Source organism: Stenotrophomonas acidaminiphila, from assembly GCA_002951995.1.
Taxonomy (GTDB): domain Bacteria; phylum Pseudomonadota; class Gammaproteobacteria; order Xanthomonadales; family Xanthomonadaceae; genus Stenotrophomonas; species Stenotrophomonas acidaminiphila_A.
The window spans coordinates 1,575,446-1,588,269 of sequence record CP019797.1; the positions used below are offsets into that span (position 1 = coordinate 1,575,446).

The 12,824-nt window shown below is 69.1% G+C and carries 12 protein-coding genes and 1 pseudogene; 9 read left to right on the forward strand and 4 right to left on the reverse strand.

Annotated features, from left to right (window positions below; all coding sequences use genetic code 11):
• Position 1: 1 nt before the first annotated feature.
• Positions 2–256, reverse strand: coding sequence for a membrane protein insertion efficiency factor YidD (locus B1L07_07000; GenBank protein AUZ54882.1), 255 nt, complete (start codon positions 254–256; stop codon positions 2–4).
• Between the two features lie 277 nt (positions 257–533).
• On the opposite strand from B1L07_07000, the gene B1L07_07005 reads away from it, so the two are divergent.
• Positions 534–1,685 carry an RNA polymerase-binding protein DksA gene (locus B1L07_07005; GenBank protein ID AUZ54883.1) on the forward strand — a complete coding sequence of 384 codons (1,152 nt, stop codon included), beginning with the start codon at positions 534–536 and terminating at the stop codon, positions 1,683–1,685.
• 148 nt (positions 1,686–1,833) lie between these two features.
• On the opposite strand, the gene B1L07_07010 is transcribed toward B1L07_07005, so the two are convergent.
• The 3 genes from B1L07_07010 to B1L07_07020 form a co-directional block, all read right to left on the reverse strand.
• Entirely contained in the window at positions 1,834–3,078 is a 1,245-nt protein-coding gene (locus B1L07_07010) for an MFS transporter (GenBank protein AUZ54884.1), read from the reverse strand.
• Positions 3,075–3,515: a Fe-S cluster assembly protein SufE gene (locus tag B1L07_07015; protein ID AUZ54885.1), complete on the reverse strand. Its 441-nt coding sequence runs from the start codon at positions 3,513–3,515 to the stop codon at positions 3,075–3,077. The genes B1L07_07010 and B1L07_07015 overlap by 4 nt, the downstream gene beginning before the upstream one ends.
• A gap of 121 nt (positions 3,516–3,636) precedes the next feature.
• Complete coding sequence (locus B1L07_07020; protein AUZ54886.1) at positions 3,637–5,004, reverse strand: cysteine--tRNA ligase; 1,368 nt, start codon at positions 5,002–5,004, stop codon at positions 3,637–3,639.
• A gap of 170 nt (positions 5,005–5,174) precedes the next feature.
• Between B1L07_07020 and B1L07_07025 the strand changes: the two genes are divergently transcribed.
• From B1L07_07025 to B1L07_07060, 8 genes and pseudogenes are all read left to right on the forward strand, one after another.
• Positions 5,175–5,732, forward strand: coding sequence for a hypothetical protein (locus tag B1L07_07025; protein AUZ54887.1), 558 nt, complete (start codon positions 5,175–5,177; stop codon positions 5,730–5,732).
• Between the two features lie 307 nt (positions 5,733–6,039).
• Positions 6,040–7,047 (forward strand): acetylornithine carbamoyltransferase, encoded by a 1,008-nt coding sequence (locus B1L07_07030; GenBank protein ID AUZ54888.1) that lies wholly within the window; start codon positions 6,040–6,042, stop codon positions 7,045–7,047.
• Between the two features lie 70 nt (positions 7,048–7,117).
• The gene (locus B1L07_07035) at positions 7,118–8,326 is read left to right on the forward strand and encodes an argininosuccinate synthase (protein ID AUZ54889.1); all 1,209 of its coding nucleotides are present in this window, start codon (positions 7,118–7,120) and stop codon (positions 8,324–8,326) included.
• Positions 8,327–8,336: 10 nt separating this feature from the next.
• Complete coding sequence (locus B1L07_07040; protein AUZ54890.1) at positions 8,337–8,756, forward strand: GNAT family N-acetyltransferase; 420 nt, start codon at positions 8,337–8,339, stop codon at positions 8,754–8,756.
• Positions 8,757–8,798: 42 nt separating this feature from the next.
• Positions 8,799–9,896, forward strand: a complete 1,098-nt coding sequence (locus B1L07_07045; protein ID AUZ54891.1) for an acetylornithine deacetylase — start codon at positions 8,799–8,801, stop codon at positions 9,894–9,896.
• A 39-nt stretch (positions 9,897–9,935) separates the two neighbouring features.
• Positions 9,936–11,252, forward strand: a complete 1,317-nt coding sequence (locus tag B1L07_07050; GenBank protein ID AUZ54892.1) for an acetylglutamate kinase — start codon at positions 9,936–9,938, stop codon at positions 11,250–11,252.
• Positions 11,253–11,256: 4 nt separating this feature from the next.
• Positions 11,257–11,867 (forward strand): annotated as a pseudogene (locus tag B1L07_07055) (GNAT family N-acetyltransferase).
• Entirely contained in the window at positions 11,864–12,817 is a 954-nt protein-coding gene (locus B1L07_07060; GenBank protein AUZ54893.1) for an N-acetyl-gamma-glutamyl-phosphate reductase, read from the forward strand. Before B1L07_07055 ends, B1L07_07060 begins: the two are co-directional and overlap by 4 nt.
• Positions 12,818–12,824: the final 7 nt, after the last annotated feature.

The following is a 12,824-nucleotide window of genomic DNA, read 5'->3' on the forward strand; positions in this document are numbered from 1 at the left end:
GTCAGTGTTTTCCTGTGCAGCGGCAAGAGGGGGGAGGGGCCTTGTCCGGGACCGGGTCGAAGCCGCCCGGGTGCAGCGGATGGCAGCGGCCCAGCCGGCGCAGCGTAAGCCAGCAGCCCCGCAGCGGGCCGTGCAGGCGGATCGCGTCCATCGAATATTCGGAGCAGCTGGGGACAAAGCGGCAGCGCGGCCCCAGCAGGGGGCTGATGAAGCGCTTGTAGAAGCGCAGCAGGGCAATGAGAAGTCGGCCGATCACCCCGCGATGATAAGCCAGCTGGCATTGCCCAAGGATTTGTCGCACGATGCCGGACAGGTGGCAGGCAGGCTCCAGCACCTGGCGCCCACCGGGTACGCCGCTCGTGCCCGGTCACGTTCCGAACCGCGCGGGAGGGTCCGGCGATGCCGCCGGTGGCGCTCCGGGGCGGCTCGGGCATCCGTTCATGTCGGGGCGGTCGGCGCGGTTGCCGCTGCTGGTCGGGTAGGCTATAAAGGCCCGCTTTCCCGGGCCCCGGGGAAACAAGGAAGAGCGTTTCGTGGCTGCTAAAAAACCTGCAAAAAAGGCCGTCAAGGTCGCCAAGAAAACCGCCAAACCTGCAGTCAAGAAGGCGGCGTCCAAGCCGGTAGTCAAGAAACCGGCCGCCAAGACCGCCAAGCCGGCTGCGAAGAAGGCGCCTGCCAAGAAGGTGGTGGCCAAGAAGGCCCCGGCCAAGCAGGCAGCGCCCGCCAAGAAGGTCGCGGTCAAGAAGGCCGCGGTCAAGAAAGCCCCCGCCAAGAAGGTGGCCGCCAGCAAGAAGGTGGCCGCCAGCAAGGCCCCGGCGAAGAAGGTGGCTGCCAGCAAGGCTCCGGCCAGGAAGGCGGCAGCCCCGCTGGCCAAGGCCGCCCAGCCCGCCAAGCCGGCACCCGGCAAGACCCCCGCCAAGACCGCGGCCAAGGCCTCCAAGTCCCCGGTCAGCAAACCCATCGTGAAGTCCGTACCGAAGCCGGCTGCCAAGCCGGTGCCGGCCAAGCCTGTCCCGGCCGCAGTCGCCAAGACGGTACCCGCCCCGGCCCCCGCGCCGGTGGCCAAGGCACCGGCTCCGGCAGCCAAGGCCCCGCAATCCAAGAATCCCGTGCCTGTTTCGAAATCCCCCGCAAAGACCGCCGTCAAATCCGCCGCACCCGCCGCCGTCCGTCCGGTCGGCAAGGTCGCCGTTGCCGTCACCGCACGCTCGGCCGCCCCGGCCCCGCGCAGCAAGCACAAAGTGGTCGAGTACAAGACCGACGAGGCGACCGGCCGGCCGATCCTGCCGGCAGGCTACAAGCCCTCGGCGGACGAGGAATACATGAGCCCGCTGCAGCAGGAGTACTTCCGCCAGCGCCTGCAGGACTGGCGCGCCGACCTGGTGGAGGAATCCAAGCAGACCATCGAGAACCTGCGCGAGGAAGTGCGCGACATCGGCGACGAGGCCGAACGGGCCACCCGCGAGACCGAGAATTCGCTGGAACTGCGTACCCGCGACCGCTACCGCAAGCTGATCGGCAAAATCGACAGCACGCTCAAGCGGCTGGAGTCGGGCGACTACGGTTACTGCGTGGACACCGGCGAGGAAATCGGCCTGGAGCGCCTGGAAGCACGTCTCACCGCCGAGCGCACCATCGATGCCCAGGAGCGCTGGGAGCACATGCAGAAGCAGCAGGGCGACTGATTCCCGGTCCCCCCGCCGTCAACAAAAAGCCCCGCCGCGTGCGGGGCTTTTTGTTTGCCCTGTCCGCGCGCGCCGCAGGTGGGCGGTTGCCGGCGCGTACGCCGCGGCGGCGCGCGGCAGTCGCGCGTGCTCACGTCGCCGCCCCGGGCTATTGCAGGTCGCGCAGGTTCAACCGCCGCAGCGTCGGGTTCTTCCAGGCGGTGAGGCCCGCCACGCCCAACACCGCGCAGCCACCCACCACCACCGCCGGCACCAGTCCCAGCAGCCGCGCCATGGTGCCGGCGTAGAACGCGCCCAGTTCATTGGACGAGCTGATGAAGATGCCGTTGATCGACGATACCCGCCCGCGCATCTCATCCGGCGTGGCCAGCTGCAGGATGGTCGAGCGCACCACCACCGACACGCCGTCGAACGCACCGTAGAACAGCAGGATCGCCGCCGACAGCCAGAAGCTGCGCGACAGGCCGAAGCCGATCACGCACAGGCCGAAGCCGGCCACCGCGTACAGCAGCACGCGGCCGGCGTTGCGGTGCAGCGGATGCCGGGCCAGCCACAGGCCCACGCAGACCGATCCCAGCGCCGGCGCCGCGCGCAGGATGCCGAGCCCTTCCGGCCCGTAGTGCAGGATTTCCTGGATGAAGGCCGGCAGCATCGCCACCACGCCGCCCAGCAGCACCGAGAACATGTCCAGCGCCATCGCGCCGAGCATCACCGGGGTGGACAGCACGAAGCGTGCGCCTTCGGCGATGCTGGCGAAGATCGGCGCGCGGGTGGCCGGCGGCGGCGCTTCCTGCACCCGCAGCAGGGCCAATGCGGCCACGGCCAGCACGGCCATTGCCGCGGCCACGGCGTAGGCCAGCCCTTTGCCGCCCCAGCCGACCAGCACGCCGCCCAGCGCCGGGCCGAGCACCATGCCGGCCTGGAACACCACGCTGCCGAAGCCGGCGCCACGCGCGTACTGATCGCGCGCCAAGACGCGCGCGAACAGCGCGTTGTAGACCGGCGACAGGAAGGCGCGGACCATGCCGGTCAGGGCGATGGCCAGGTAGATCGGCCACGTGCCCTGGAATGGCACTGCGCCCAGCGCGACCGCGCAGAGGATGGCCGCGGTGGCCACCAGCCCGAGACTGGCCACCATGCCCAGGCGGCGCCGTGGCAGATGGTCCACCAGGTAGCCGGCGAACGGCGCCACGCAGAAATAGGGCAGCACTTCGGCCAGCCCGACCAGGCCCAGCGAGAACGGATTGCGGGTGATCTCGTAGATATGCCAGCCCACCGTGACCGCGACGATCTGGTAGGACAGCATCGCGGTGATGCGGTAGGCCAGCAGGTGCACGAAGCCGGCCTGGCGCAGCAGCGCGCCCAGGCCGGCATCGGAACTGCCGGTGGTCACTGCGCTTGCGACCGCGCGGTGTCGCGGATGAAGGAGAGCATCGCCGCCAGCCCATTGCTGCGGGTCGGCGACAGGTGCCGGGCCAAGCCGATGGCGGCCACGTAGTCCGGCTCGGTGGCCAGGATCTCGGCCGCCGGGCGGCCGGAGTAGACGCGCAGCGCCAGATAGATCAACCCGGAAACGATGGCCGAGTCGCTGACCGCGTGGAACACCAGCCGGTCGGCGTTGCCTTCGGGCACGATCCACACCATCGACTGGCAGCCGTGCAGCCGGTATTCCTCGGTCTTCCACGCCTCCGGGAAGGGGGGCAGCTTGCGGCCGAGGTCGATCAGGTACTGGTAGCGCTCGGACCAGTCAGCGAAGAAGGAGAATTCGTCGGCGATCGCGGCCTGGGCTTCGGCGGCGGTGGCTTCGAGCGGGAAGGGGGAGTCGGTCATCAGGGTTCCTGCCATGGGCCCTTTCCACGGCGGGAGGAAGGGGAGGACGAGGGGGAAGAAGGACGCGGGCCAGGGCAGGGGGCGGTGCGCGCCTGTCCCGGCCACGGCTCACGGCAATGGCTCAGCCACGTTTCCAGCGCACGCCCTGCGGCGTGTCCTCCAGGACGATGTTCTCGGCGGCCAGCTGGTCGCGGATGGCATCGGCGCGGGCGAAATCGCGCGCCTGCTTGGCGGCGATGCGTGCGTCGATCAGGGCCTGGATGCGGGCATCGTCGCCGGCGTCCGCGCCACGCCCGAACCATGCCGCCGGCGCCTGCTGCAGCAGCCCCAGCGCCAGCCCGGCACCGAGCAGTTCGCCCTTCAGGCGCGCCTTCTCGATCGCGCCTTCCGCCTTGCGTGCCTCGCTGGCGATGCGTGCCACCTCGGCCAGTGCCAGCGGCGTGTTGAGGTCGTCGTCCAGCGCCGCCTCGACCGCGGCCGGAATCACGGCGGTGGCGTCGACATCGGCCAGGTCGCGCAGGGTGCCGTACAGCCGGTCCAGGGTGCGCACGGACTGCTCGATCAGCGCGTCGGACCAGTCCAGCGGCTGCCGGTAGTGGGCCGACAGCAGCGCATAGCGCAGCGCCTCGGGCGGATGCTGGCGCACCAGGTCGTGCACCCGCTCGATGTTGCCCAGCGACTTGCTCATCTTGGCGCCGCCGAAGTTGAGCATGCCGTTGTGCAGCCAGAAGCGGGCGAAGGTGCGGCCGCCGTGGGCGCATTCGCTCTGCGCGATCTCGTTTTCGTGGTGCGGGAACTGCAGGTCCACGCCGCCGGCGTGGATGTCGATGGTGTCGCCCAGGTGGGCGGCGGCCATCGCCGAGCATTCGATGTGCCAGCCCGGGCGGCCGCGGCCCCATGGCGATTCCCAGCCGGGCAGGTCGTCGCTGGACGGCTTCCACAGCACGAAGTCGCCGGCGTCGCGCTTGTACGGGGCCACTTCGACGCGGGCGCCGGCCAGCATTTCGTCCGGGTCGCGCCGCGACAGTTTGCCGTAGCCGTCGAAGGTGGCGACCGCGAACAGCACGTGGCCCTCGGCGGCATAGGCGTGCCCGGCTTCGATCAGCCGCTCGATCATGGCGATGATCTGCGGGATGTGGGCGGTGGCTTCCGGCTCGATGTCCGGCGGCGCCACGCCCAGGGCGGCCATGTCCTCGCGGTAGGCGGCGGCGAAGCGGTCGGTGATGGCCGCGATCTGCACGCCCTGGTCGCGCGCCGCGGCGTTGATCTTGTCGTCGACGTCGGTGATGTTGCGGGCGTAGCGCAGGCCGCCGAAACTGCGCCGCAGCAGGGCCGCGAGCACCCCGAACACCACCGGGCCGCGGGCGTTGCCGATGTGCACGTAGTTGTAGACGGTCGGGCCGCACACGTACATGGTCGGGGCGGCCGGGTCCAGCGGGGCGAACCGCTCCAGCTGCCGGGTCAGGGTGTTGTACAGATGCAGGGCCATGGGCGTGCCGTGGGAGCGAAAACAGAGCCGGCAATTCTAGCGGGCCGGGGCCGGGCGGGCACGCCCGGGCTGGGCAGCGGCGCGATGGACGGGTAATGTTCAGCCTCCATCCCCTGCCGCGCCTACACTATATCGGTGGTCATCCCTCATCCATCCCCGTTGACGTGTCGATGAAGCGCGCTCCCGTGTCGCTGTCCATGGCCTGCCTGCTGGCCGCGTCCGCCATGCCGGCCGCGGCCCAGAACACCGACCTGCGCAATCGCGTGGTGATCGTCGAGAACGTGCGCTACGACTATGCGCAGGTATTGAACGTCGAGCCGGTGTTCCAGACCCTGCGTGCCACCCGCACCGAGGAACACTGCGAGCCGGTGTCCACGCTGACGCTGGCGCCGGTGGAGGTCAAGGGCGAGGAGCAGAAGGGCGGCTTCCGTCGCTTCTGGGATTCGGTCAAGGGCATTTTCAGCCACCAGGACGGCGAGGACGAGGCCGAAAGGGAAGTGCGTACCGTGGGCGCCGGCAACAATGGCGCGCTGCTCACCCCCGAATGCCGGATCATCGAGGTCGGCCGCGAGTTCCGCCGGCCCATCGCCTATGACGTGGATTACGTCTACAAGGGCGTCAAGTTCCGCTCGCGCCTGCCCGAGGATCCGGGCAACCGCCTGAAGCTGCGGGTGTCGATCACCCCCGAGCTGGGCGAGGGCCTGGAGCAGGGGCCGGCGAATCCCTGATTGTTGCATCGCGGCACTTGCGTGGTGCCGGAACGCGTGCGACCATGCGCGACGATGAAGGCGAACAGCTTCCAGCACGAAACCAGCACCGCCCGGATGGCCTCCGGCATGACCTCGCGTGCCCGCCGACCGGAACCCCACATATTCGCTGGGTAAACCGGAGCCTTGTGCTGTCTGTTCGGAAAACCCAGCCCCCGGCTGGGTTTTTTCGTTTCTGCTCCACGAAAGTTTCAACTGCAATGAGCCGCGCGTCCGCGCATCCTGCCGCCGGCAACGGTGGTCCCCCGCACCAGCAAAGGATGGATCGATGTCTGTGAAGCACTTCTTGAACACCCAGGACTGGAGCCGCGCCGAACTCGACGCGCTGCTGACCCAGGCGGCCCTGTTCAAGCGCAACAAGCTGGGCGACGACCTGAAGGGCAGGTCCATCGCGCTGGTGTTCTTCAATCCGTCCATGCGTACCCGCACCAGCTTCGAGCTGGGCGCGTTCCAGCTCGGCGGCCATGCCATCGTGCTGCAGCCGGGCAAGGACGCGTGGCCGATCGAGTTCGACCTGGGCACGGTGATGGATGGCGACACCGAAGAGCACATCGCCGAAGTGGCGAAGGTGCTGGGGCGCTACGTCGACCTCATCGGCGTGCGCGCCTTCCCGAAGTTCGTGGACTGGCAGTACGACCGCCAGGACATCGTGCTCAAGGCGTTCGCGAAGTACTCGCCGGTGCCGGTGATCAACATGGAGACCATCACCCATCCCTGCCAGGAACTGGCGCATGCGCTGGCGCTGCAGGAGCACTTCGGCACCAGCGACCTGCGCGGCAAGAAGTACGTGCTGACCTGGACCTACCATCCCAAGCCGCTGAACACCGCGGTGGCCAACTCGGCGTTGACCATCGCCACCCGCCTGGGCATGGACGTGACCCTGCTGTGCCCCAACGAGCAGTACATCCTCGACGAGCGTTACATGGGCTGGGCCGCGCAGAACGTGGCCGAGAGCGGCGGCTCGCTGCGCGTCAGCCATGACATCGAAAGCGCCTACCGCGGTGCCGACGTGGTCTATGCCAAGAGCTGGGGCGCACTGCCGTACTTCGGCAACTGGGCGCCGGAAAAGCCCATCCGCGACCAGTACAGGCACTTCATCGTCGACGAGGCCAAGATGGCGCTCACCAACAACGGCGTGTTCAGCCATTGCCTGCCGCTGCGCCGCAACGTCAAGGCCACCGACGCGGTGATGGATTCGCCGCAGTGCATCGCCATCGACGAGGCCGAGAACCGCCTGCACGTGCAGAAGGCGATCATGGCCGCGCTGGTCCGCTGATCCGTCCCGCCGCTTTCCCTTCCCCCGATTCAACAACGGCGGCCCACGCGCCGCCCCACGAGATCCGCACATGACTACTCCCAACGAATCCCGCGACATCGTCCTGGCCTTCTCCGGCGGCCTGGACACCAGCTTCTGCGTGCCCTACCTGAAGGAGCGCGGCTGGAACGTGCACACCGTGTTCGCCGACACCGGCGGCGTGGACGCCGAAGAGCGCGAGACGATCGAGAAGCGCGCCGCCGAACTGGGCGTGGCCAGCCACGTCACCGTCGATGGTGGCCCGGCGATCTGGGCAGGCTTCGTCAAGCCGTTCGTGTGGGCCGGCGAGGGCTACCAGGGCCAGTACCCGCTGCTGGTGTCCGACCGTTACCTGATCGTCGATGCCGCCCTCGCGCGCGCCGCCGAGCTGGGCACCAACGCCATCGCCCACGGCTGCACCGGCATGGGCAACGACCAGGTGCGCTTCGACCTGGCGGTCAAGGCGCAGGGCGATTACCGCATCCTCGCCCCGATCCGCGAGATCCAGAAGGAGCACACCCAGACCCGTGCCTACGAGCAGGCCTACCTGGAAGAGCGTGGCTTCGGCGTGCGTGCCAAGCAGAAGGCCTACACCATCAACGAGAACCTGCTGGGCGTGACCATGTCCGGCGGCGAGATCGACAAGTGGGAGGCGCCGGGCGAGGGCGCGCGCGGCTGGTGCGCGCCGCGCAGCGCGTGGCCGATCGAGCCGCTGACCGTGACCCTGAAGTTCGTCCATGGCGAAGCGGTGGAACTGGACGGCAAGGCGCTGCCGGGCGAGCAGATCCTGGCCCGGCTCAACAGGCTGTTCGCCCCGTACGGCGTCGGTCGCGGCGTGTACACCGGCGACACCGTGATCGGGCTGAAGGGCCGGATCGTGTTCGAGGCGCCGGGCCTGACCGCGCTGCTGGCCGCGCACCGCGCGCTGGAAGACGCGGTGCTGACCAAGCAGCAGAACCGCTTCAAGCCGGACGTGGCGCGCAAGTGGGTGGAGCTGGTCTACGAAGGCTTCTACCACGACCCGCTGAAGACCGACCTGGAGGCGTTCCTGCGGTCCTCGCAGGGCAAGGTCAACGGCGAAGTGGTGCTGGAGACCCGTGGCGCCCGCGTCGATGCGGTGGCGGTGCGCTCGCCGCACATCCTCAACGCCAAGGGCGCGACGTACGCGCAGTCGGCCGACTGGGGCGTGGAGGAGGCCGAGGGTTTCATCAAGCTGTTCGGCATGAGCTCCACGCTGTACGCACAGGTCAACCACGGCTGAGCGCGACGGCATGGGTGGGCTGCGCATCAGCACCGACAAGGGGGAACTCGACGTTCCCCTGATCCACCGCTTCCTCTCGACCGGGGCCTACTGGAGCCCCGGCGTTGCGAGGGAAACGGTGGAGCGTGCGATCGCCGGCTCGCTGTGCTTCGGCGGCTACCTTGATGGTGCCGGGCAGGTGGCGTTCGCGCGGGTCATCACCGACGCGGCCACGTTCGCCTACCTGGCCGACGTGTTCGTCCTGCCGGCGCATCGCGGGCGCGGGCATGCCGTGCAGCTGATGGACGCGGTCGTGGCCCATCCGCAGCTGCAGGGACTGCGCCGCTTCATGCTGGCGACGCTCGACGCGCATGGCCTGTACGCGCGCTACGGCTTCGTCGCGCCGGCCCGGCCAGAACGGCTGATGGAAATCGTCAGCGCCGCCACCTGACCGGTGGGCACACCACCGGCTCCCACCTCTACTTCCATTCCGATGACCGACCTGCTCGACAACACCCTGGCGCACCTGGAAAAGCTGGTGGCCTTCGACACCCGCAACCCGCCGCGCGCGATCACCACCGGCGGCATTTTCGATTACCTGCGCGCGAACCTGCCCGGGTTCCAGGTGGAGGTGACCGACCACGGCGCGGGCGCGGTCAGCCTGTACGCGGTGCGTGGCACGCCCAGATACCTGTTCAACGTGCACCTGGACACGGTGCCGGATTCGCCGCACTGGAGTGCCGATCCGCACGTGATGCGGCGCCTGGACGACCGCGTGGTCGGCCTCGGCGTATGCGACATCAAGGGCGCCGCGGCCGCGCTGGTGGCGGCCGCCAACCTCAGCGACGGCGATGCGGCCTTCCTGTTCTCCTCGGACGAAGAAGCCAACGACCCGCGCTGCATCGCGGCCTTCCTGGCCCGCGGCATCCCGTATGAGGCGGTGCTGGTGGCCGAGCCGACCCTGGGCGAGGCGGTGCTGGCGCACCGTGGCATCAGTTCGGTGCTGATGAAGTTCAGCGGCCGCGCCGGCCATGCCTCCGGGCAGCAGGACGCCGCGGCCAGCGCGCTGCACCAGGCCATGCGCTGGGGCGGCCGCGCGCTGGACCATGTGCAGTCGCTGGCGCATGCCCGCTTCGGCGGGCTGACCGGGCTGCGCTTCAACATCGGCCGCGTCGAAGGCGGCATCAAGGCCAACATGATCGCGCCCGAGGCCGAGCTGCGCTTCGGCTTCCGCCCGCTGCCGTCGATGGATATCGACCAGCTGCTGGCCACCTTTGCCGCTTTCGCCGAGCCGGCGGCCGCGCACTTCGAGGAGACCTTCCGCGGTCCGAGCCTGCCGTCCGGCGACATCGCCCGCGCCGAGGAACGCCGCCTGGCCGCGCGCGACATCGCCGAGGAGCTGGGCCTGCCGATCGGCAACGCGGTCGATTTCTGGACCGAGGCCTCGCTGTTCTCGGCCGCCGGCTACACCACGATGGTCTACGGCCCCGGCGACATCGCCCAGGCCCACACGGCCGACGAGTTCGTGACGCTGGAGCAGCTGCAGCGCTACGCCGGTTCGGTCCTCACCATCCTGCAGCGCGGCGCCTGATCGCCGCGTTCCACCCCCAAGACAGACGAACTGCCCACCATGCAACCCCACCGCCAGACCCGCCAGACCATCGTGCGCCTGCTCTCGAGCATGGCCAGCGCGAAGGAGATCAGCCAGTACCTCAAGCGCTTCTCGCAGCTGGACGCCAAGCGCTTCGCCGTGGTCAAGGTCGGCGGCGCGGTGCTGCGCGACGACCTGGAGGCGCTGACGTCCTCGCTGTCGTTCCTGCAGGAAGTCGGGCTGACCCCGATCGTGCTGCACGGCGCCGGCCCGCAGCTCGATGCCGAGCTGGCGGCCGCCGGCATCGAGAAGCACACCGTCAACGGCCTGCGCGTGACCACCCCCGAAGCGCTGGCGATCGTGCGCAAGGTGTTCCAGCAGTCCAACCTGCAGCTGGTCGAGGCACTGCAGCAGAACGGCGCCCGCGCCACCTCCATCACCGGCGGCGTGTTCGAGGCCGAGTACCTGGACCGTGACACCTACGGGCTGGTCGGCGAGGTGAAGCGGGTCAACCTGGCGCCGATCGAGGCCAGCCTGCGCGCCGGCTCGATCCCGGTCATCACCTCGCTGGGCGAGACCCCGAGCGGGCAGATCCTCAACGTCAACGCCGACTTCGCCGCCAACGAACTGGTGCAGGAGCTGCAGCCGTACAAGATCATCTTCCTCACCGGCACCGGCGGCCTGCTCGATGCCGACGGCAGGCTGATCGATTCGATCAACCTGTCCACCGAGTACGAGCACCTGATCCAGCAGCCGTGGCTGCACGGTGGCATGAAGGTCAAGATCGAACAGATCAAGGACCTGCTGGACAGGCTGCCGGAGGAATCCTCGGTCTCGATCACGCGCCCGGCCGACCTGGCCAAGGAGCTGTTCACCCACAAGGGCTCCGGCACCCTGGTCCGGCGCGGCGAGAAGGTGCTCAAGGCCACGTCCTGGGAGCAGCTGGACACCGCGCGGCTGAAGGCACTGATCGAATCCAGCTTCGGCCGCAGGCTCGTACCCGACTATTTCGAGAAGACCCGGCTGCTGCGCGCCTATGTCAGCGAGAACTACCGTACCGCGGTGATCCTCACCGACGAGGCCGAGGGCGTGTACCTGGACAAGTTCGCCGTGCTCGACGACGCGCAGGGCGAAGGCCTGGGTCGCGCGGTATGGAACGTGATGCTGGAGGAAACCCCGCAGCTGTTCTGGCGCTCGCGCAACGGCAACCCGGTCAACCACTTCTACTACGCCGAGTCCGACGGCTGCTACAAGCTGGACCACTGGAAGGTGTTCTGGTTCGGCGCCAGCGACTTCGACCGCATCCGCGGCTTCGTCGAGCACTGCGGCCGGCGCAAGGCCAGCCTGCAGGGATGACGCCATGACCGGGGCCACGGCCAATGCCTGCTGGAACACCGTGCCGGAGCTGCGCGGCGCGCATGTGCCGCTGGAACCGCTGCGCATTGAACACGTGCCCGCGCTGCGGCAGGCGCTGGGCGGGGGCGAGCTGTCGCGCCTGTGGTACGCCAACGTGCCGGCGCCGGAGGCGGTGGAGCACTACGTCGCGGCGGCGCTGGACGCGCAGGCACGGGGCGAGGCGCTGCCGTTCGCGGTCCGCGACAGCCGCGGCGAAGTGGTCGGCTGCACCCGCTGTTACGCACTGGACGCCGGGGTGCCGCGGCTGAACATCGGCTTCACCTGGTACCACCCCGGGTGCAGCGCACCGGCGTGAACACCGAAGCCAAGCTGCTGTTGCTGCGCCATGCCTTCGAGGCGCTGGGCTGCATCGGCGTCGGCTTCGAGACCAGCTGGTTCAACCATGCCTCGCGTAGCGCCATTGCCCGGCTCGGCGCGAGGCAGGACGGCGTGCTGCGCAACCACAAGCGCCACGCCGACGGCACGCCGCGCGACACCGTGGTGTTCTCCATCCTCGACAGCGAATGGCCGGCGGTACGCCGCCATCTGCGGTCCCTACTGGATTCGCATTCATGACCGACAGCAAATTCTCGCTGGGCATCGTCGGTGCCCGCGGCCATACCGGCGCCGAGCTGATCCGGCTGATCGCCGCGCACCCGCGGATCGAACTGGCCTTCGTTTCCTCGCGCGAGCTGGACGGCCAGCGCGTGGCCGATCACAACGACGGCTACCGCGGCGAGCTGCGCTACGAGAGCCTCGACCCGCAGGCGGTGGCCGCCAAGGGCGCCGATGCGGTGATCCTGGCCCTGCCCAATGGCAAGGCCGGGCCCTTCGTGGCCGCGCTGGATGCCGCCCGCCCGGAAACGGTGATCGTGGATCTCTCCGCCGACTACCGCTTCGACAATGCCTGGTATTACGGCCTGCCGGAGCTGACCCGCGATGCGTACGCCGGGCAGAAGCGCATCAGCAACCCGGGCTGCTACGCCACTGCCATGCAGCTGGCGATCACGCCGCTGCTGTCGCAGCTGGCCGGGCCGCCGGCCTGTTTCGGCGTGTCGGGGTATTCCGGTGCCGGTACCACGCCCTCGGACAAGAACAACACCGAGCTGCTGCGCGACAACCTGATGCCGTACGCGCTGACCAACCACGTGCACGAGCGCGAGGTCTCCACCCGGCTCGGCGTGCCGGTGGAGTTCATGCCGCACGTCGCCCCGCACTTCCGCGGCATCACCATGACCGTCAACCTGTGGCTGCAGCAGCCGCTCACGCGCGAACAGGTGATGGCGCTTTACCGGCAGCGTTATGCCGGCGAGCCGCTGGTGGAGGTGGTGGACGACGCGCCATGGGTCAGCCGCATCGCCGGCCGCCATGGCGTGCAGATCGGCGGCTTCACCCTGGCCCCGGGCAACAAGCGCGTGGTGGTGGTGGCGACCCTGGACAACCTGCTCAAGGGCGCGGCGACGCAGGCGCTGCAGAACCTCAACCTGGCGTTGGGCCTGCCCGAGCTGGCCGCGATCCCGCATTGACCCATCC